Here is a 20,993-nt window from a genome sequence, read left to right as displayed (position 1 = left end):
AAGTTGCTCGACACAAGTTGATCTACCAGAAGTCCCGTTCGCATCTGCAGGCCCCCTTGACACCGCCGCCAATCACCAAACGCAACGGCGTTGATCTCCCTTTCAGTACGCGATCACGACCGGCGGACCAGGACGTCACCGGCGAGCGCCGCGGAGGGCGTCTGCCGCTCAACCGTGACCGCACCGTTGACGATCACCATCTCGATGCCATCCGCGAGCAGGTCAGGCTCCTCGTGGGTGGCCCGATCGCGGACGGCCACCGGGTCGAACAGCACCAGGTCCGCGCAGCCGCCGACCTGGATCGCGCCGCGATCGAGCAGACCGAAGCGCTGGGCGGGCAGGGAGGTCATCCTGCGGATCACATCAACGAGGTCGAGCGACCCCTTAGGTCGGACATACCGCCCCAGCACCCGCGGGAATGTGCCGAACATGCGCGGATGCGTCCGGCCGCGCGGGTTGGGAAGGCCGTCGGAACCGATCATGGCGAGAGGGCTCGCGAGTGCGGCGGCGACCGTGTCCGGGGACATCATCTCGATCACGGCGGTCACCGAGTTGTCCCGTTCGGCGATCAGGGCGACGGCCTGCTCCTGCGTGGTTCCCCACTCCTCGGCCAGATCGGCGAGATATCGACCCTCCAGCTCCCGCAAGTCAGGGGCCGAGATGACGCGCACCGCCCGTGGGGAGGCGGCTGAACTCGTCGCGGCACGCAACGCCGGCTCCAGCGCTGTCGATCCCGACGTGTAGGGATAAACGTCGAAGGTCACCGGGACACCGGCCTCGGCGGCGGCGTGGATGTCATCGAGCGCCCTGCGCATCCGGTCGATCCCGTCCGGCCCGGTCGCCTTCAGGTGACTGACGTGGACCCGGCATCCGGTGCCGCGCCCCAGCGTGAGGACTTCGGAGATGCTTTCGCGCACCCTGGCGCCCTCGTCACGGATGTGCGACACGTAGATAGCGCCCTGGACGGCCAGAACCTCACACAGCCGCTGCAGTTCCCGGCTCTGCGCGTAGCGACCAGGGTGGTAAACCAACCCCGTCGACATGCCGACCGCACCAGCTTCCAGCGCCGCCGTGAGCAGGTCGCACATGGCGTCGATCTCCGCCTCGTCGGCCGCACGGGCGGCATCGCCCATCGCGGCGAGCCGCAGCGCACCGTGCGGGACAAGCCCTGCGCGGTTCAGGGCACTGGGTGACTGGTGCAGGAGCCGTAGATAGTCTCCGTACCCGGTTGGCCGCTGCGCGATCGCGTAGCCCAGTACCGCTGCGAGTTCGCCGGTAAGGTGCCGGCCGAGCGCCTCGCTGTGCGGTGCGAGGCCGATCCCGCAGTTGCCGAGGACGACGGTGGTGACGCCCTGGCTCGTCTTGCAGAGCATCGTCGGATCAGTCAGCACGGCAGCGTCGTCGTGTGTATGCACGTCGATGAATCCGGGAGACAGGACGCGCCCACCTCCGTCGACCACGCGGGGGCCGCCGTCACCGGTCGCCGGGAACGAGGACGGGGCGTCGCCCGGCTCCGCGATCGCGGCGATGCGCCCGTCGGCTACCAGGACGTCGCGTCGCTGGACGGGCGTGCCCAGTCCGTCCACCACGTCGACGTTGGTGATGAGCAGCCCGGCAGCCGAGTTGTGTGAACCGCGTGTGCTCACCAGGCGGTCCAGCCGCCGTCGACTCGCAGTTCGGTGCCCGTCACGAAGCTCGCCGCGTCCGAGAGGAGGAAGAGTGTCGCTTCGGCTATCTCCTCGGGTCTGCCGAACCGCCCCATCGGGGTCTGTGCGGACAGCGCCCGCACCGTGGCCTCGTCCAGGGGCGCGCGATCGTCGATGGTGATCATGCCAGGCGACAGGGTGTTGACCCGGATGTCCATCGGCGCAGCCGCGATCGCGAGCTCGCGGGACACCTGCAGCAGGGCGCCCTTCGACGCCGAGTATGCGACGGCCCGAACCGGTCCCTGGTCCGTCTGCGCCGGGTAGGCGGTGTAGTAGGCGTTGTTCATCCCCACCGAGGAGTAGACCGATCCGATGTTGACGATCGCCCCTCCGCCGCCGTCGCGCATGATCGGCATCAGCGTGAAGGAGAGGAAGGCCGTCGCTTCCACGTTCAGGGCAAAGGTCTGACGCCAGCGCTCGAGATCCTGTGCGAACAGGCCAGCGGCGTACGATCCGCCCGCGTTGTTCACGAGGGCCGCAAGACGCAGGTCGCTGGCGCGGACAGCCTGCTCGATCGCCTCACGGCCGCCGGCGGCCGTGACGTCGGCGGGCACCACGATGGCCTCGCCGCCGGCGTCCGCGATCAGCCGCGCTGTGTCGGCCAGCCGCTCGGCTCGGCGCCCCGCCAGCAGGCAGGTGTAGCCGGCGCGGGCCAGCCGTCGGGCGATCGCCCGCCCGATGCCAGAGCCGGCGCCGGTGATGGCGGCGAGTTGTCGGCTGCTCATGCCGAAACCTCCGCTCCGCTCCGGACCGCTCATGCGGACCCCTGTGACATCGTCGGGTCGATCGGATCACTCGGCGAGACGCCCTTGGGGGTGTCGGCGAAGCGGCGGAGCACGTTCTCAGTGACCCGGGATACGGAGTTGTCGTAGCCGTGGGCGGACAGGCAGGCCCGCCAGCAGATGGCGCCCGCCGCGAACACGGCTCCGCCATCGGGGTACTCGAGGTAGGCCAGGTCCGAGCGTGCGAAGCGATGCGGTCGTCCCGGGACCTGCGGGTCGGCGGTCGACGCACCGTCGCGGCCCTGGACGTACCAGAGCTGATCGTCGAACAGCGACCTGTGCGACTGGTTGAACCGGTTCGACGAAGCGAGGACGAGCGTCGTCGCCGGTGACCCGAGCTCCGTGTCGACCCGATCGAACTCGTACCCGGCGGCACCCCACCTGACCTGGAGCGACGGCACGTCGCCGATGAGCTCGTCCGCACCCAGGCCGGCGAACACGAACTGGACGCGAGGGTCGTAGGAGTCGGGCATGCGCTGGTAGGGCGAACCACGGTCGAAGCCCGCACCGGCGGTTCCCATTCCGACCAGCGCGTGGGGTCCGCGTCCGCGATTGCGCCAGATTCCGCCCTGCTCACCGGTTGTGCTGTGGTGGCGTTCTGCCGGGGGCGATTCGAACGGCCAGCTGGTGCCCCAACGACGCACCTCGACGGCGTACGGCCGGTGCGGGTCCACGGAGACGATGCCGTAGAAGCTGTTGCCGCCGAGATACATGAGCCTGCCGCCCCGCTCGAGGTAGGCGGACAGGCCGTCCATCATGGCCGCTGTCCAGTACTCGTGCTGCGAGCTGGAGATCACCACGTTGTACGGCTCAAGCAGCGCGGCGCCCTCGGAGTGCAGGTCATGGTCGGTGAGATAGTCGACCTGGATGCCCAGCTGCTCGAGCCAGTCGACCAGGTAGAGGTCGGCCGCCAGCCGCACCGGGACACCCATCGTGCGGTACCGGAACTTGGGCCGCAGGTTCAGCAGCGGCTTCAGCAGACTCGCATAGCACACGCCCGACCCGTCGGCGTGGACGTCGTACGGACCGTAGAGCGAGTTCTCGTCGATGTATTCGTAGACCTCGCGGAACAGCGACGGGTCGGCGAGGGGGTGCGTCAGCGCGTTGCCGACGAAACCGTTGTCCTCCCGCCACACGCCCTTGCCGAGGTCGGTGAAGTTCTCATAGACGAGGTAGGACATCGTCGATATGAGCACGGCGATCCGGCTGCGGGTCACACCGGATGCGGGGCGCACCACGAATGGGATGTGGTCCTCGTCCTCCCCCGCCCGCAGCCAGGCGGCGTACGTGCCGCTGGGCAGGTCCGCCGGTACGGTGAACTCGAAGTCCACGGCCCAACCGGCGTCGTCGAGGTCGTCCCGGTGGAAGTGGACAGCGCCGTACTCTGCGCGAGCCAGACGGAAATCGGTCTCCCGGCCGGTGTGGTTGTACCCGGCGACCGCGCGGGTCGGCATGTTCACCAGGCGCCCGTGCCGGCCGTGCCGGGACGCGTCACACATGAGGTCAGTGGCTACGTCCCGGCTCAGATCCCATGCCGCCACGACGTCGGGGTCGGCGATCGCCGCGTCCGGCTCGGCCACAAGCTGCCCGATGTCCTCGGCTGCGACACCGCGGCCAAACAGGCGTGGCCGGTCCAAGCGGCCGTCCAGGTGGCGCACGGTCGCTCCGCTGCCGTCCACGGTCGCGGCGAGCAGCAGAGGCGCATCCGTGCGGAGCTCGCCGCCGCCGACGGCAAGCACACGGTAGGGAACGAGCACCTCGCCAGGAAGCTGCCGGACCGGACGGCACCACGCCGCGACCTGCCCCTCGGCGACGCTCAGTCCCACGTGGTACCAGTGCCACCGGGACAGCGGCGGGCCGATCCTGTGGCGTTGGGTAACTCCGCCCTGGCCGAGTACCACCTCGAGGCAGCCCTCGTCGTCGAGCGCGATGGCCCATCCCGGTCCGCCCTCGTAGGGCATCCCTCGGCTGGCGATGACCTGCTCCCCAGCTGCCGGATTCGTCGGCTGGAGGAAGGTGGCGAAGGTGAACCCAGGTTGGTCGGCGGGCGTCGCGGGTAGCTCGACCCGTGCGTACGAGCCGGTGCGGATCGACTCGCGCTTGCCCGGCCGGCGCCCATCGATGGACGACGGGACCACCTCCTGGCGAAAGCCAGGTCCGGCGGGGTTCGTATCCCCGTGAATCAAACGGACCAGCCGGACCTCGTAGTCGTTGTGGTCGCAGCTGACCATGAACTTGACAGTGTCCCCGGGACCGGCATTGAGACGGTCGCTGTAGCCGAGCAGACGAAGCACGCGGCGGCCCTCAGCTCTGGGCGCGTGCGACGGCGGCTTCGAACGCCTCGACGAATCCTCGAGCGGCCTCCGCGGTCCGCGACGGGTGGATCGACAGGCGGATGAAAGGTCTGCCCCGCAGTACCCCGTAGCTGTGTCCCCAGCCGGCCTCCAGCAGGTTCTCGTGAACGCGCTCGAGGTCGATCGAGGACGAGACGAAGCCAACGACGGAGATGAACTTCGGCGCGGCCAACGACATCCCGGGAATGGCGGTGACCCCGTCGACGATGGTGTCGCGCAGCGCCAGCACGTGTCGAGTCGACTGCAGGTATCCCTCCCATCCGAGATTTCGCAGCGCGGCCCACGCCGCCGCCGCCCGGCTTCCCGGCTTGGTGGAGGAGGTGGTGTGGATGAGGGTCCGCTCGGTCGGGATCGCCTCGAACAGTTCGGCGTCCCGTGCGAGGAAGAACCCCGTCGAGATCGGCAGGAGCCCCAGCTTGTGCCCATCCGTGGAGATGGAGCTGACGCCGGGCAGCGAGAGGTCGAACGGCGGCACGTCGTAGCCGAGCTCCCGCATGAACGGGAGGATGAAGCCGCCGAATGCGGCGTCGACGTGGAGATAGAGCCCCTTGCGCCAGGCGAGGTCGGCGAAGGCCTCGACCGGCTCCATCGTGCCGAAGCTGCCTGCGGGCGCTGAGCAGGCCAGCCCGACCGTCCGGGGCGTGATGGCGCGTTCGACGTCGGCGATGTCCGGCTGGAGGGTGTGGTCGTCGACATCCACCTCCACCAGGTGAATGCCCATGAGCTCGGCGCCCAGCCGGAAGCTGAAGTGGATGGTGACCGGGACGATGAACTCCGGCGCGTCGAGCTTGCCGTTGTTCCTTGCCAGACGCAGGGCGGCAAGGTTCGACTCAGTGCCACCGGTCGTGATGAAACCCGGCGCGTCGGGCTTGCCCAGCAGGCCGGCCATCATGCCGACGGCCTCGCGCTCCATGGAGAGAGTGCCCGTTTCGGAGTCGGCCCATTCGACGAAGAACTCACCGACCGCCAGCTCCTCGACCTTGCGCGTGATCGCAGCCGGCATGCCCGAGTAGCTGATCGCGAAGTTGCGGTCGTGGCCGTAGTCGTTTCGCCCGAACCGGTCCTTGACCTCGGCGAGTACATCCGCCTCGGCGATGCCCCGGGTGGGCAGTGCCGCGATCGCTACTGGCGGGACATCGATGTGGCTGGCGGGAAGGTCGAACTCGGCTGCAACCATGCCTCAGACTCTACGAGCGGCGCTGTCCGCCATGCGTGGGCGACCGCACACTGTTCGACGAAGAGATGACTGCACGCGCATGCGTGGGAGCTGACAGGGTGTCCGGCTGGCTTCACCCGCTGGGGGCGGCGCCGTCGAACGTCGGTAGGAACTCCCCCGGATGCGTCTCCTGCAGCCAGGCCAGCGCGGTGACGACCTTCGCCATGTCGGCCGGGGACGCCAGCGACCGTCCGATGAGCGTCTCGATCCGGTCCAAGCGCTTGCGGACCGTGTTGCGGTGCAGGAACTTCCGTGTCGCGATCTCCCCGATCGACCCGTCGAACTGCACATAGGCCGAAAGCGTGTCGAGCAGTTGGTGCCTTATGTCGGTGGGCAGCTCGATGACCGGACCCAGAACTTCGGAGACGAACGCACCCGAGACGACCGGGTCCGAGTGCATCAACACGCTCAGCCACCGGTCCGACAGGTAGAGCACCCCGGCCGATTCCGCGGGCCGTGACTCGGTGACCACGCGTGCCAGGTGCAGACCTTGGCGCAGCTCGCCGAGGTCTCCGCGCACCTCGGCGACGCCGAAACGCCCGCGATCAAGGCCGGACAGCAGCTCGCGGATCTCGCCCCGCTTGAATTCCGAGGCGTCCAGGACACCGCTGATCGCCTCGAGGGGCCCTCCGACGAAGCCACCAGCGCGGCGGTGTGTTAGCCGAGATACCAGTCGACGCAGTGCCAGCGCCTCGTCCTCGGGCAAGCTACCGGTCAGCACGATGAAGGTGCCGTCCTGCGGCAGGCCGAGGATCCGCCCGCACCGCATCTGCACCGACGTCGCGCCGGCCCCACGCTCGAGCAGTTCCGCGAACGCCCGCTCGCGCGCGTCGGCCCGGCCGTCGATGTTCTCGCGCTGCCGTTCGCGATACGAGTCGGCGACCTCCTCGGCGATCGACTCGACGACGCTCCAGACCTGCATGCAACCGTCGAGCAACGCCTCACTGTCGGTCAACTGTTCGTCTCTGGCCTGCTGGACGATGGCCGGCCAGAGCACACTGAAGTCGAGACGGAACGCGTGCTGGACCGCCGCGAGCGGGATCTCCTGGTCAGCGCGCAGCCTGCCGATGTCCACCGCCGCCGTCGCCGCGAACCCCGGCGCCGGGACGCCGGCGAGCCGCGCCAGTGAGAGCGTGAGTGTGCTCCGAGTGGCGCGGCTGACTTCGCCGATGACGACTCCGGCCGCCGCGTACGCCGGCTCCACCTCGAAGATCCGCCGGGTCGAGATCCCCTGAAGTCGGTCCACGGCGCCGTCCTCGAGCAGCCGACGGGCCACCCGGGAGATCACCGCATCTGGTGATTCGCACGCCGCACGCTCAGACTCCGACACGCCGACATCCTACGTTGGTTGCCTTTTGAGCCGACTTCCGCTATCTGAAATCCACAGGGCGCTATGGGGCGGCCGGTCACCAGTCCTCGGTCAGGATCGAGTCGAGGGCGTCGACCAGGATCTGGACGTGGCTCGTGTCGAAGATCAGCGGCGGCTTGATCTTCAGGATGTTCCCGAACCGGCCGTTCGGGTAGATGAGGACGCCCTCCTCCCGCATGCGCTGGCTGACGTAGAGCGCCTCGGCACCGGCCGGCTCCTTGGTCGTACGGTCCCGGACCAGCTCGATTCCCGCGTACATGCCTTCGCCCCGGACGTCTCCGATCAGGGCGTGGCGCTCTGCCAAACCGCGTAGTTCGGACAGCAGGTGCGCACCCGTCAACGCCGCGCGCTCGACGAGTCCGTCACGTTCGATGACATCAAGCACCGCCAGGCCCGCCGCACAGCAGACGGGGTTACCGGCGAAGGTGTTGAAGTACCGGATACCCCGGTCGAACTCGTCGGCGATCTCCCTGGTCGTGGCGACCGCCGCCAGCGGCATGCCGTTGCCGAGTGGCTTTCCGAGCGTGACGATGTCGGGAACGGCCCCATGCGCCTCGAAACCCCACATCGTCCCGAGCCGTCCGATACCGATCTGGACTTCGTCCGAGACGCAGAGCCCACCAACCGCTCGCACGGCCTCGAAGGCCGATGCGAGGTAGCCCGGCGGCAACGTGATCTGCCCGCCGGAGCCGATCAGGGCCTCCGTGAACAAGGCAGCGGGAGCACGGCCCTCGCCGCTCAGCCGTCGTGCGACGTCGTCGACGTCGGCGGCATACTTCTGGGCCGCGAGCGGGTCTTCGTATCCGTACGGTCCGCGATAGCGGTTGGGCTGCGCAACGACGTGCGTGGTATCGGGTCGTCCGCCGCCGCCGGGAGCGTCGTAGCGATCAGGGCTGATCTGTAGCACCGCGGTGGTGTTGCCGTGATAGGCACCGTCGACGACCATGACGTTCGTGCGACCGGTGACCTGCCGCGCCATCCGCAGTGCGAGGTCGTTCGCTTCGCTACCGGTGCAGACGAAATACACCACCGCCAGCGGATCCGGCAGCAGGCTGGCCAGTCGCTCGGCGTATCGGCCGAACTCGGCATACACGAAGCGGCTGTTGGTGTTCAGGCGACGGACCTGACGGGAGACCGCATCGGCGACGGTGGCGTCGGCATGGCCGATGTGCGTGACATTGTTGATCGCGTCCAGGTACGCCAGGCCGTCCGTGTCACTCATCCAGACGCCCTGGCTGCTGACGACCGTCATCGGCTCGTCGAAGTAGTACCGCTGCGCCCTTCCGGTGTACTGCTCGCGGACGTCGACCGCGGGGGCGGGGTCGTCGGCCACGACCCCAGCGGCAAGTTGCGCCGGCGCCGGGCTCAACGCCGCCCACACCTTCCGCAGCCAGGGCTGCACTCGGGCAGGAACGCCCGGGACGAGGTCCTCTTCGGCCAAGACGGTGAGGCGACACGACCCGCCGCCGGTGTCCTCATCCCTGCCGTCACTGACGACCTCTCCGATGGGGCTGTTGTCGCCGATCCGGGTACCCGCGACGACGACAGGGACGATACCGCGCCACACGGACCAGTGCGTTGCCGCGCCGCTGCCGTGACGAATGGTGACCGTGCGCTCCTGGCGGTCGGCACTGTCGACGAGGCCGCCGACCGGGGTGGTGATCCGAGTCCCGTCAGTGGGCTCGATCCGCATGCCGAGTTCGAGGGTGGCCGGTTGCGGGTCCGCCCGGTTCGGCACCGGCGTGCTCCCGGGTGCGAACTCCAGGGACGGTGTGATGCCGATGAGCTGTGCGCCGAAGGTGGCCGCGACCTCCGTACGGACGGCGACGCCCCGCGGCCACGGGTCGAGGCCGGCCGCCTCGCGGAACGTGGCCTCAGCGAGGGTGGACGGGATGTCGCTGAGCATCGCCAGTAGGTCCCACGAGTGCCGCGACCGGGCGCGCCCGTAGTCGCCCGTCTCATCCGCCGAGGCGCGTCGGGTCCACGTCGTGGCGTTCACGCAGACCCGGGCAGCCGCGAGCGGGAATATCACACCGATCTCGCCGGGATCCAGGTCCGTCGTGCGCGCGTATCCCCGAACGACCTCGGTGGCCGCGCGCAGCGGGTCGCGGGTCCCCAGCATGGCATAGGCCACGGCCACGGAAAGTTCCGCGATCCGTGCGGTGTACATCGCGTCGCCGACGTCCACCACCGCGCTCACGTGGCAGTGCCCGTTCGCGTCCCGGCCGAGGAGGATGTTGAAGTCGTTCAGGTCGTTGTGCACCACCGACTTCGGCAGCGACTGGATACGCTCCCGCAGCGCCGCATAGCGGGTCATCACCCGGGTCACCAGGGCGACTCGGTCTGGATCGGCGACGTGATCCAGGCAGGAGGCGACCGCCTCGTCGGCACGGGTCAGGTCCCAGTGGTGGTTCCCGCTGACCGGCGGTGGTGCCACGTGGGTGAGCGCCGTCACCAGCGTCGCCGCCGTCGTGCCGATCTCCCGCAGCAGCGTCGGAGGTCGCCTGCTCAGCGAGCTGAGCAGGGTGCCGGGGATCCAGGACAGGACCTGGATGTAATTGAGACGCCCCTCGCGACGCAGGACACCGAGAGTGTCGCCGTTCAGGGTGGGCAGCGGTCGAGGTACGGCCACGCCGGTGACCGACTCCCCCAGGTGCCGCAGCAGTTGCACGCGCCAGGTGACGTCCGCGAAATCCGCGGCGTCGCTGAGGACCTTGACGACGTACCGGGTACCGTCGTCGGCCTCGACCAACAAGTTCTGGTCGATCTCGCCGCCGAGTTCCGAGATCTGTGCGACGGTGAGCCCGTAGCTCTCCTTGAGAACCTCGCGGAGCTGGGTCCGGGAGACCTCCGGTGCACCGGCGCTGATCCTCTGGAAGGCCGTTTCGACGAATGGCTCGGGTCGGGACCGGGGGATGTTCACGCATCTGCCTTTGAACGGAGTGTCAGGTCACGAATACTGCGCGAGCCCGTGGGTCGTCCGGGCCGCGGTCACCCTGATCGTGCGGGCATATCCAACCCTGCCTGCGCGACGCCGTGCGGGCCATGGGCACGCGCCTTCATTTCTGCGACGGCGCGTGTGCACGACGGACGCCAGCGTCCTGGACGGTCACCTCACGAGTCCTTGAGCAGCGACGAGGGCGGGCCGTGCTCGGTGTGGGCGGCGGGTTCGGCCGGTTGCTCGTGGCCGGGCGTCGAGGGCTCGGACACGGACACGCCCTCGACCGAACGACCGCGTCGGCGCCGCCGCCTCCCGATCCGCTGCAACTCGGCGACGGCACGGGAGCGGGGATCGACGAGCACGCGAAGCCCGTCACCGGCGAGGCTCAGCGCGGCAACCGAGATCACGATCGCTACGCCCGGCGAGATCATGTGCCACGGTGCTATCTCGAACGACGACTTCGCGTCGGCGACCATGTTTCCCCACGTCGGCGTCGGTGGTGCGACGCCGAGACCGAGGAAGCCCAGTGCCGCGTCCGACAGTAGGGCCGAGGCATAGACGAAGGTCGCCTGGACCACGATCGCGGGAAACGCGTTGGGGGCAACGTGGCGGAGCAGGATCTGCACGCCGCGGACGCCCGATGCCTTGGCAGCCGTCACGTAGCCGGTTCTCGCGAGGACGATTGTCCGGCTACGGACCACCCGGGCGACGAGCGGTGTGTACACGGCCGTCAGGGCGATGAGGATCCCGACGGCATCGGGAACCTTGCTGTTGAGGCCGACCGCGAGGGCGATCGCCAGGATGATCACAGGAAACGCCTGGAGGGCGTCCACGATCCGCATCAGAATGCCGGCCGAGCGTACGTAGAAACCGGCAACCAGTCCGATGACCGATCCCAGCAGCACCGCCGAGACCGTCACGGCGGCCCCGAGGCCGAGCGAGACGCGCCCCGCTGACACGACCCTGCTCAGGACGTCACGGCCGTAGTCGTCGGTGCCCAGCCAGTGCGCCCCGGACGGGGCCTGCAGTTTGTCCGAGAGATGCTGCAGGTTCGGCGGCTGCAGGAGCAGCGGTCCAACGACTGACAGCAGGATGAGCAGGACGATCAGCCCGGTCGACAGGCACAATCCCGGGCTCGTGCGCCACCAGCCGGCGAGCTTGCGCAGCAACGGGCGCGCTCCGATCCGCGTCATCTGCTCGACCTCACTCTCGGGTCCAGGACCGCATACAGCAGGTCAACGGACAGATTGACCAGGATCGTGATCACCACCGCGAACACGGTGACGCCCAGGACCAGGTTGTAGTCACGCGACCCGATCGCGGAGCTCAGCAGGTATCCGAGACCTGGAATCGAGAAGATCGTCTCGAGGATGATCACGCCACCCAGCATGTGACCGAAGTTCGAGCCCAGCACGGTGAGCGTGGGCAGGAATCCGTTGGGCAGCAGGTGGCGATACATGACCTCGCGTTCGGCGGCGCCCTTGGCTCGTGCCGTTCGCGCGTAGGCGTTCAGCAGTTCGCCGGCCAGGGACTCTCGCAGGGTGAGCACGAGTAGGGGAACCTGGTAGGCCAGGAGGACCACCAGGGGAAGGAACACGTGGTGCACGAATGACCCGAAGTCCTCGGTGGGATTGACGTACCCACTCACGGGGAACGCATTGATCCTGACGGCGAAGACGAGGACGAGGACGAGCGCGAGCCAGAACCCGGGAACGGCGAGCAGTGCCGAACTGAGGAAGAGCAGCGATCGCGACAGGAGCGAGTTGGGGTGCGACACCGTATGAACGGCGAGGGGGACGGCGAGAAGCACGCTCAGCACCATCGCGAGAGCTGCGATCAACAGGGTCGGGACCATGAAGTCCGCGATCGCACTGCCGACTCCCCTGGACTGGGAGAGTGAGAAGCCAAGGTCGCCGTGGAGCGTGTTCCACAGCCAGGAGCCGTACTGATCCCAGACCGGCCTGTCGAACCCCAGCTGACGATTCAGTTGCTCGATGGACTCCAGCGGAGCGTTGGTCCCGAGGATCGCGATGGCTGGGCTTCCCGGAATGGCGTGCAGCAGGAAGAACATCGCGCTAGCCACGATGAATACGGTGATCACCATGTCTCGGACGCGGCGTAGGACTACCACGATTTTCAGCGGATCTCCTCGTGTCGGATGCGTGGGGGCAGGGGCCGCGCCGGGTCACGACGCGGCCCCGCCATTCAGCGGCTACCCACGTAGCGAAGCGTTCCAGAAGATGTTCGTGTACGACGTGCCCAGCACGAGCTTCTTGGAATGCGGGTTGACGTCGCTGACCTCGCCGAGGACGAGGGCCGGCATCGTGTCGTAGAACAGCTGCTGCAGCTGGTCGACGTACTGGCGCGCCGTTGTCTGGTCCTTCGCCACCACATACTTGGCGAGCAGATCGTTGACGCCAGCCTTGTACTCCTGCGTCGGGAAGGCACCGTACGGTGCGAGGCTCCCGTTGAACCACTCCACCTGGGCCACGTTCCCGAACGAGGCGAGCGTGTAGGTCGTCATCATGTCCCACGACTTCGGATCGTCGACCGCCTTACCCACCATGGACGGGTAGTCCAGCACCTCGATATCCGCCTTCACGCCGATCGCGGAGAGCTGCCCCTGGACGGCGACCGCCCATTGGTACATGTACGGGTAGGTCTTGGTCGTGAGGATCTTGATCGGCCGGTTGAGGCCGGCCGCGAGGAGGGACTTCGCCTTCTCGGTGTTCTGCTCGGACCAGAGGTTCAGCCCGGCCTCTGAGTGGACGTCCGGCACACTCGGTGATACCAGCGCTCCGGTGAGCGGGCTCCAAAGGTTCTCCGGACCGAACATTGCCTTGGCGATCGCCGGTTTGTCGATCGCCGCATTGACGGCCTGGCGCGCCTGGAGCGAGTGGAAAACGGATCCCTCAGCACCGTTGAGAAACACGACGTTGAGGTTGCGGTCGGTCGCGGGCTCGACGACGAACGACCGGTCGTTCGCCAGCGACTGCAGCTGGTCGGCGTCCACCGTCTGGACCCAGTCGTACTGATTCGTCTTCAGACCGTTGAGGCGCTGCTGGCTGTCGGTGACGAAGCTGTACACGATCTTGTCGAGGTAAGCATGCTTCGCACCGGCACGGCCGCTCGAGTTCTCGGTCCGGCGCTGATAGCCGTCAAAGCGGGCCAGCGTCAGGTTCCGCCCGGGGTTGTAGCTCTCCAGCTTGTAGGGGCCGGTACCGACGATCCGGTCAGGGGCGATCGGCTTGGTGCCGGCCGACGTGGCGAGCGACGCCGGGATGATGACGAACGGGCCCTGGATCCACGCCAGATCGGAGATCAGCGTGGAGCGCACCGAGTTCAGCGTGATGACGAACGTCGAGTCGTCGATCGCCTCGGAGGACTTGACGTTTCCCTTGACGTTCTTGCTGTTCGGGGAGACCGCGATCCAGCGATCGAAGCTGGCCTTCACGTCCGTGGCCGTCATCGTCGACCCGTCGTGGAACTTGACGCCGGTGCGCAGCTTGATGGTGTAGGTCAGCCCGTCGTCCGAAACGGTGTAGGAATCGGCGAGCATCGGCTGGGGGCGTAACTGGGCATCGAGTGCGAACAAGCTCTCGAACACGTGCTGCATGGTGATCCGGGTGAGCCCACCCGCCATGCTCATGTCCAGCGTCTGGGGGTCACCGCCCAGGGCAGCGCGAACGGTGCCACCGGTCTTCGGTTCGCCGGTGGCCGTCGCGTTGCCGCCCTCCGAGGAGGAACCCCCGCAACCGGCAGCCGCCGCTACGCTCACAGCGATGAGAGTGGTGGTGAACCACCGCGATAGAGATTTCATATGTGGACCTGCCCTTTGAGTAGTCACTCGCCCTCGCGGTACTGAGCGGTGACACGAGATTTTCCAGAGCTCGGGGCGCTGTCAGGCCCGAGTGCAACTGTTATATATGCGCTGCTGGGCGGCGCGGATGGGCGTGCGCCCCCGATCCCGGTCGCAACGTTGTGCGCGTTCACTGCGGTGTGTGCGGCGCGCTCGCATCCGCCGCCGACGGGACGAACGGGTCGGGGTTGGCCGCCATGAGCGCCCGCGTGTATTCGTGCTGCGGTGGTGCCGACACGTGCGTCGAGTCCAGGACTTCGACCAGAGCGCCACGGAGCATGACGCCGATGCGATCGGCGACAGATGTCACGAGGCTCAGGTTGTGGGTGATGAAGATGTACGTCAGACCGAACTCGCGCTGCAGGTCGAGGAGCAGATTCATCACCTGGCCCTGCACTGAGACGTCCAGCGCGCTTGTCGGCTCGTCGGCGACGATCACGCTCGGCCGCGGTGCGACCGCCCGCGCGATCACGACCCGCTGGCGCTGGCCGCCGGACAGCTCCGACGGGTATCTGTCCTCCGCGCCCTGTGGCAGTCCGACGTCGTCAAGAAGCTTGCGAACGCGTTTCTGAATCCCGGCGCGATTCAGGTCGGTCAGTGCTCGGATCGGCTCCGCTATGGACTCGCCGATCGTTCGTCTCGGGTCGAGACTGCCGCTCGGGTTCTGGAAGATCATCTGGACTTCGCGGCGGAGTGCGCGTTCGGCCGCCAGCCCGCGCCGATGTGACAGGTCGTGGCCGGCGACGCGGATCAGCGAACCGGGATCGGCGCGCTCGAGGTCGACGATCAACTTGCCCAGAGTCGTCTTGCCCGAGCCCGTCTCGCCCACGATGCCGAAGAACTCGCCCCGGTTGATGGTCAGAGTCAGGTCCTTGACCGCGCGGTGCGCCGAGGCGAGACGTCCGTGCGCCGGCACCCCGTTCTCGTGGATCGCAGCGTAGTCCTTGTGCCGGGTAACGCCGTACGTCTTGTTGACACCCCGCAACTCGACAACGGGCTGCGGTGGCGCGGGGGCGCTGCGCGAGGCGTTGCCTGCGTCGGCCACGTGGCCGGTGAGACGGTTGACCGCCTCGTCGGTCCATTGCATGACCGGGGCCCACGAGCGGACCATGTGGGTCCTGTCCGACGACCACACCGTCGGCGGAGGCTCGGTCAGGTCGCGCCTGGTCGCCAGCGCATTGCGCGGGGCGAACCGGTCGCCCTGGGGCATCTTTCCGGGCTGCGGGGGCTGGCCGGGAACGGTTCGCATTCGCCCGACGAGACGCGTGCCGGGACGGGGCACGCACTCCAGCAGGGCCTTGGTGTACGCGTGCTGGGGCGCTCGCAGCATCACGTCCCTCGGGCCGACCTCCAGAACCTGTCCCGCATACATGACGGCGATCCGGTCCGCGATGACGGACGCGACCCCCATGTCGTGGGTGACAAGAACGCAGGCGATGCCGCGCTCGCGTTGAAGCCGCCGGATCAGTTTCAGGACCTCGGCCTGAACCGTGACGTCCAGTGCCGTTGTCGGCTCGTCCGCGATGAGCAGATCCGGATCACCGATCAGTGCCATGGCGATCATGACCCGCTGCTGCATGCCGCCGGAGAGCTGATGCGGGTAGAGCGGAAGCACTCGTTCGTCCAGTCCGACCTCGTCCAGCAGGCCGACCGCCGCACTCAGGCCGTCGCCCCTCCTGCTGTCGCGCCGCCCCCTCGCACTACGCATGCCGTGCGACAGCGCGTACGCCTCGGCGAGCTGGTTGGCGACGGTCTTGGTGGGGTTGAGCGCGTCCTGCGCCTCCTGGAACACCACCCCGACGCGTCGGCCCCGGATCCGCGACATCTGACGCTGGCTCAGCTGTAGGAGTTCGTCCTCTCCGAGCCGGGCGCTGCCACGGATCCCGATCGGCGACGTGAACTCCATGAGGCGTAGCGCCGCCATCATGGTCACGCTCTTGCCGCTACCCGACTCGCCGACCACGCACAGGATCTCGCCGGCCTCGACGGACAGCGACACCGCATCTGTGAGTTCGAGCCGGCCGCCATCCGTGGAGAGATCCACCGTGAGATCCGACAGTTCGAAGATGGTCACGAAGAAACTCCAACCTCCACTGATCTTGCTGTCACGTATCGTAAGACAGCATCGGAACCCGACCGGCGCGACAAATGCACACTCGAAGGTCCGTAGATGAGGGCCTGTGCCCTGTACCGATGCGGGGCCGGTGGCCTCGGTGCAGCTCGGTCTACAGGTCGATGCCGGTGAGGACCATGGCACGCTCGTAGGTGTAGTCGGTCATCGCGTACCGGACACCCTCCCGACCCACCCCAGAGCCCTTGACACCGCCGTACGGCATCTGGTCCGCCCGATACGACGGGACGTCGCCGACGATCACCCCGCCCACCTCGAGCTCGCGGTGCGCCCGGAAGGCCAGCGGCAGGCTGCGGGTGAAGATCCCCGCCTGGAGCCCGAACCGGGAGTCGTTGATCCGGCGGAACGCGTCGTCCACGCTGTCCACCGGGGCGAGTACCAGGACCGGCCCGAACACCTCCTCGCACGCCACCTTCGCGTCCGCCGGCACCCTTTCCAGGACCGTGGGCGCATAGCTGGTACCGGTCCGGACCCCACCGGTGAGCACCCGGGCACCGGACGCGACCGCCTCGTCGACCCAGTCCGCCACGCGGCGCGCCGCGGCCTCGTCGATGAGCGGGCCGACTTCGGTCTGCTCGTCGAACGGGTCGCCGGTGCGCAGCGCCGCCACCGCCGCCACCACGCGGTCGCGCACCCGCTCGTACAGGGCCGCGTCGACGTAGACCCGCTGTACCCCGATGCACGACTGCCCGGCCTGATAGTTGGCGAACAGCGCGATCCGCGTCGCGGCCCAGTCAAGTTCGGCGGGGGTGTGGTAGTCCTCGGCGACATAGGCGGCGGCGTTGCCGCCCAGTTCGAGCACGACGTGCTTGTCCGGGACGGCGGCGGCGATGGCAGCACCCACCGGGCCGGAGCCGGTGAACGAGACGATCGCCAGCCGGGCGTCGCCGACCAGGTCGCCGGCCTGTTCGTCGGGGACGGTGAGAACGCTGAACATGCCTGCTGGCAGCCCGACCTCCGCGATGATCTCCCCCAGCAACAGGGCGGACAGCGGGGTCTTCGGCGCCGGTTTGATCACCACCGGGGCGCCCACCGCGATGGCCGGCGCCACCTTGTGCGCCACCAGGTTCAGCGGGAAGTTGAACGGGGTGATGGCCAGCACTGGTCCCTTGGGCACCCGGGTGATGTAGCCGAGCCGGCCCTCGCCGCCGCGGTCGGTGTCCAGCCGCATGACCTCGCCCGACCAGGTCCGGGTCGCCTCCGCGGCCGCCCGGAACACGCAGACCGCGCGCGACACCTCGGCCCGGGCCCAGCGCAGCGGCTTGCCGTTCTCGGCGGTGATGAGGCGGGCGATCGGCTCGGCCCGCTCGGCGAGCCGCGCGCTGATCGCGGCGAGGGCGTCGGCGCGGACGTGCAGCGGCAGCGCGGCGGCCCGGTGCCGGACCGCGTGCGCGGCGGCGACCGCCCGCTCCACCTGCGCCTCGGTCGCGTAGCTGGTGCTGCCGACGACCCGGCCGTCGTAGGGGTGACGGACCTCGAGGCGGCCTGCCCCGTGCTCGGCGTCGCCGGCGACCCACAGCGGGGCCGGGTCCAGCGGGGTTTGGTGGGTACCCGTGGTCTTGATCATGGCTCGACAACGTACACGGGCCGGCGGCCAGGCGGATTGTCCAGAGTGGCGATCAGGAGCCGGGATGGTTGGCCACATCGGACAGTCGCCGTTGCCGGGCGGTGATCGCGAACCACAGCTCCATCCGCACGTCCACGGTGCCGAGGTCGCGCCCCAGCAACGCCTCCGCCTTCTGCACCCGGTACCGCAACGTGTGCCGGTGGATCCGCAGGGCTGTGGCCGCCGGATCGTACTGCCCGTGGTGCTCCAGCCAGCCGGCCAGCGAGCCGACCAGATCGATGCCGGTCTCCCGGTGGTACTCATCGAGCGGGCCCAGCATCCCGTCCGCGTACGCCGCCAGTACCGGCAGATCAACCAGGTTGACCGCGGCGCTGCGGTGCATCTGCCGGTAGTCGAGCACCGGCGGTACCCGGTGCCGGGCGCCCGCCGCGGCCTGCCGTGCCTGGTCGATCGCCTCGACCAGGCCACCGAGCGACGCCGCCCGGCTGGTGCCGACCGCGACCGACCCGTCCGCGGGTACCGTGCGCAGCAGGATGTCCTGGTCGGCGCGGCTGGCGGTGACCGCGACCAGCTCATCGTCGGCGGTTGCCGCGAACACCTGGTCGCCGAGGCCGGCGCGCAGGTCGAGCCGCGCCCGGTCCACCGCGCTCCGCTTGCCGGCGAACACACTGACCCGCAGCCCCCGGCGCAGCAGCAGCCCGCCGCCCAGCCCGGCCAGCACCTCGGGTGCCGGGCGGGCGCCGTCGAGCAGCAGCCGTAGCACTGCCGCAGCGCGGGTCTCCTCCCGCTCGGCGCCGACCTGCTCCAGGTCGAAGGAGAGCAACGCGGTCGCGACGTCGACCAGGGAACGGTCGGCGGTGCTCAGCGGCCGGTCGGTCCCCACCGCCAGGAAGCCCCGCCTGCCCGCGGCCGAGGCCAGCGGCTGCACCACCACCTGCGAGCCGCCCTGGATCAGGGAAAGGGCGGCTGGGCGCCGGGACCGCAACCGATCCAGCTCGGCGGTCAGTACCCCGGCCGAGTCGCGCGCCGAGGCGGGCGAGACGTATTGCACCCGCCCGCCGGGAGACAGCAGGGCCGCCCAGCCGTGCAGCTGACCGGCGAGGCGCCGCACCACGCCGAAAGCCCGGCCGGTGACCGCCTCCCGGGTCAGCGCCTGCTGGCCGGCGAAGCCGCGGGTCACCTCCGCGTAGCGGTCAGCGGCGAGCAGGTCGGAGACGGCCTTGCCGATGGCGATGAACGGCGTGGGCTCGGGCACCTCGAGCAGCGGCAGGCCGCGTTCCCGGGCCATGCGCACCAGGGTCGCCGGCACCGCGTCGGTTGCCAGGCCGACCCCGTAGCCCAGGCCGACCACCCCGGCGTCGAGGAGCCGGCCGACGTACGCCGCGACCTGTGCCCGGCCGCGAGGCAGCCGCAGCCCGGTGGTCAGCAGGAGTTCGGCACCCTCCAGATACGGCGTGGGGTCGGTCAGCTCGCTGGTGGCCACCCAGCTGATCGGCACCCGCAGGGCCACCGGGTCGCCGCGGCCATCGGCAGTGGTGTCGAAGTCCTGCGGACCGGTCAGCAGCCGCAGCCCGAGTCGCGGGTTGGCGAGCAGGTCGCCCAGGGTGGCCGGCACCTCCACACCGTACAGCCGCTCAGCGAACGTCGCGCTAACGCTGCACGCGGCGCGGTTCGGTCATCCGGCGCAGTAGCGGCGTGATCCGATAGCCGACCATTTCCCGCATCACCAGTGTGGTGTTGGTGCGTTCCACGCCAGGGGTGGCGAGGATCTGACCAGCGATGCGATAGAGGTCATCAGCGTCGGCGGCCACGACGCGCACCAGCAGGTCGATCTGGCCGGCGAGGCCAAGTACTTCGAGTACCTCCGGGATGGTGGCCAGCGCTTCTCCAACGTCGTCGAGCTGGCGTTGGGCTACCTGGACGTTCACGAAGGCGGTGAGCGGATAGCCCAGTGCGTCGGGTTCGATGCGGCGTTCGAAGGAGGCCAGGATTCCCTGTTCCTCGAGTTTGACCAGCCGCGCCTGCACAGTGTTGCGGGACAGGCCCAGCCGATCGGCCAGCGCGATAGTGGTGGCACGCGGATGCTCGATCAGTGCGAGCAGCAGCCGGGCGTCGATGGCGTCGGCCGGGTGGTTGTTGCGCACGATGCTCACTCCCCGATGGCGGAGCGGGCAGCAAACTTGGCAATCTGCTCAATCACGCGGCTGCATGTTGTGCAGACAGTCCTCGTTTGCTGTTCTGAAGGCCAATTCTTGCACGCAAACAGCAAAGAGATCGGTGGACCATGACCAGTTCAGCGCTCGACCGGGCGGCGGTGGAGCCCGACAGCGACGAGTTCGCCGCACTGCGCGAGATCCAGCGGCGGGTTCTGTGGCTATCGACCTCGATCGTGCACCACGCGAACGCGGTGCGTCCCAATCCGTCCGGGCTCAAGGTCGGTGGGCACCAGGCATCAAGCGCCTCGATGGCCTCGGTCATGACCGCGTTGTGGTTCCGGCACCTGCGCCCCGTTGACCGGGTCGCGGTCAAGCCGCACGCCTCGCCGGTACTGCACGCCATCAACTACCTGCTCGGCGAGCTGGACGAGGAATACCTGACCACGCTGCGCGCCTTCGGCGGACTGCAGAGCTATCCCAGCCGCGCCAAGGATCCCGACCCCGTGGACTACTCCACCGGGTCGGTGGGCATCGGTGCCACCGCGCCGATCTGGGGCGCTCTGGCCCGGCGGTATGTGCAGACCACGACCGGCGATGCGGGCATCGGGCGGCAGTACTCGCTGGTGGGCGACGCCGAGCTGGACGAGGGGGCGGTGTGGGAGGCGATCCTCGACCCGGTGGTCGCCGAGCTGGGCGAGGTGGTGTGGATCGTCGACCTGAACCGGCAGTCCCTGGACAGGGTGGTGCCGCAGATCGCCGCCGACAGGTTGCGCGGCATGTTCGATTCCGCTGGCTGGCAGGTGTTGACGGTCAAGTACGGGGCTTGACCCCTGATCTTGGACACGGGGTTTATGCGGCTGGCGCCAGCGTAGCTGGTGCTGTTCGGATGTTGTTTTCGTAGTTGATCGGGGA

At 68.6% G+C, this 20,993-nt stretch carries 13 protein-coding genes and 1 pseudogene; 1 reads left to right on the top strand and 13 read right to left on the bottom strand.

The features are described 5' to 3' along the window. Positions 1–113: 113 nt before the first annotated feature. From AB0367_RS37370 to AB0367_RS37310, 13 genes are all read right to left on the bottom strand, one after another. A complete protein-coding gene (locus AB0367_RS37370; RefSeq protein ID WP_366231254.1) occupies positions 114–1,646 on the bottom strand; it encodes a D-aminoacylase in 1,533 nt (510 codons plus the stop codon). Beyond that, positions 1,643–2,464: an SDR family oxidoreductase gene (locus AB0367_RS37365; protein ID WP_366231253.1), complete on the bottom strand. Its 822-nt coding sequence runs from the start codon at positions 2,462–2,464 to the stop codon at positions 1,643–1,645. The genes AB0367_RS37370 and AB0367_RS37365 overlap by 4 nt, the downstream gene beginning before the upstream one ends. Continuing rightward, positions 2,461–4,719, bottom strand: coding sequence for a N,N-dimethylformamidase beta subunit family domain-containing protein (locus AB0367_RS37360; protein ID WP_366231252.1), 2,259 nt, complete (start codon positions 4,717–4,719; stop codon positions 2,461–2,463). The genes AB0367_RS37365 and AB0367_RS37360 overlap by 4 nt, the downstream gene beginning before the upstream one ends. Before the next feature lie 73 nt (positions 4,720–4,792). After that, positions 4,793–6,019 carry an aminotransferase class I/II-fold pyridoxal phosphate-dependent enzyme gene (locus tag AB0367_RS37355; RefSeq protein ID WP_366231251.1) on the bottom strand — a complete coding sequence of 409 codons (1,227 nt, stop codon included), beginning with the start codon at positions 6,017–6,019 and terminating at the stop codon, positions 4,793–4,795. 112 nt (positions 6,020–6,131) lie between these two features. Beyond that, positions 6,132–7,388 carry a helix-turn-helix domain-containing protein gene (locus AB0367_RS37350; RefSeq protein WP_366231250.1) on the bottom strand — a complete coding sequence of 419 codons (1,257 nt, stop codon included), beginning with the start codon at positions 7,386–7,388 and terminating at the stop codon, positions 6,132–6,134. A 76-nt stretch (positions 7,389–7,464) separates the two neighbouring features. After that, complete coding sequence (locus tag AB0367_RS37345) at positions 7,465–10,350, bottom strand: aminotransferase class III-fold pyridoxal phosphate-dependent enzyme (RefSeq protein ID WP_366231249.1); 2,886 nt, start codon at positions 10,348–10,350, stop codon at positions 7,465–7,467. A gap of 191 nt (positions 10,351–10,541) precedes the next feature. Next, positions 10,542–11,561, bottom strand: coding sequence for an ABC transporter permease (locus AB0367_RS37340; protein WP_366231248.1), 1,020 nt, complete (start codon positions 11,559–11,561; stop codon positions 10,542–10,544). Then, entirely contained in the window at positions 11,558–12,499 is a 942-nt protein-coding gene (locus tag AB0367_RS37335) for an ABC transporter permease (protein WP_366231247.1), read from the bottom strand. The genes AB0367_RS37340 and AB0367_RS37335 overlap by 4 nt, the downstream gene beginning before the upstream one ends. 81 nt (positions 12,500–12,580) lie before the next feature. Beyond that, positions 12,581–14,146 carry an ABC transporter substrate-binding protein gene (locus tag AB0367_RS37330; RefSeq protein ID WP_366231246.1) on the bottom strand — a complete coding sequence of 522 codons (1,566 nt, stop codon included), beginning with the start codon at positions 14,144–14,146 and terminating at the stop codon, positions 12,581–12,583. 211 nt (positions 14,147–14,357) lie between these two features. Then, on the bottom strand, positions 14,358–16,484 hold the full coding sequence (locus AB0367_RS37325) for an ABC transporter ATP-binding protein (RefSeq protein WP_366231245.1): 2,127 nt from the start codon (positions 16,482–16,484) through the stop codon (positions 14,358–14,360). Beyond that, positions 16,453–17,892, bottom strand: coding sequence for an aldehyde dehydrogenase family protein (locus tag AB0367_RS37320; protein WP_366231255.1), 1,440 nt, complete (start codon positions 17,890–17,892; stop codon positions 16,453–16,455). The genes AB0367_RS37325 and AB0367_RS37320 overlap by 32 nt, the downstream gene beginning before the upstream one ends. 85 nt (positions 17,893–17,977) lie before the next feature. Next, on the bottom strand, positions 17,978–19,540 hold the full coding sequence (locus tag AB0367_RS37315) for a PucR family transcriptional regulator (RefSeq protein ID WP_366231244.1): 1,563 nt from the start codon (positions 19,538–19,540) through the stop codon (positions 17,978–17,980). Positions 19,541–19,574: 34 nt separating this feature from the next. After that, positions 19,575–20,078: an Lrp/AsnC family transcriptional regulator gene (locus AB0367_RS37310; RefSeq protein ID WP_366231243.1), complete on the bottom strand. Its 504-nt coding sequence runs from the start codon at positions 20,076–20,078 to the stop codon at positions 19,575–19,577. A gap of 131 nt (positions 20,079–20,209) precedes the next feature. On the opposite strand from AB0367_RS37310, the pseudogene AB0367_RS37305 reads away from it, so the two are divergent. Further along, positions 20,210–20,902: pseudogene (locus tag AB0367_RS37305) on the top strand (pyruvate dehydrogenase); the annotation flags it as partial. Between the last annotated feature and the right edge of the window lie 91 nt (positions 20,903–20,993).

The sequence above is a fragment of the Dactylosporangium sp. NPDC051484 genome, assembly GCF_040689395.1.
Lineage (GTDB): Bacteria > Actinomycetota > Actinomycetes > Mycobacteriales > Micromonosporaceae > Dactylosporangium.
This window is presented reverse-complemented; position numbering and strand designations above follow the sequence as displayed.

What these genes read in the sequence shown, in the direction of transcription:
- AB0367_RS37365 (WP_366231253.1), bottom strand. Translation starts at nt 2,464, where the DNA reads ATGAGCGGTCCGGAGCGGAGCGGAGGTTTCGGCATGAGCAGCCGACAA.
- AB0367_RS37360 (WP_366231252.1), bottom strand. Translation starts at nt 4,719, where the DNA reads ATGGTCAGCTGCGACCACAACGACTACGAGGTCCGGCTGGTCCGTTTG.
- AB0367_RS37355 (WP_366231251.1), bottom strand. Translation starts at nt 6,019, where the DNA reads ATGGTTGCAGCCGAGTTCGACCTTCCCGCCAGCCACATCGATGTCCCG.
- AB0367_RS37340 (WP_366231248.1), bottom strand. Translation starts at nt 11,561, where the DNA reads ATGACGCGGATCGGAGCGCGCCCGTTGCTGCGCAAGCTCGCCGGCTGG.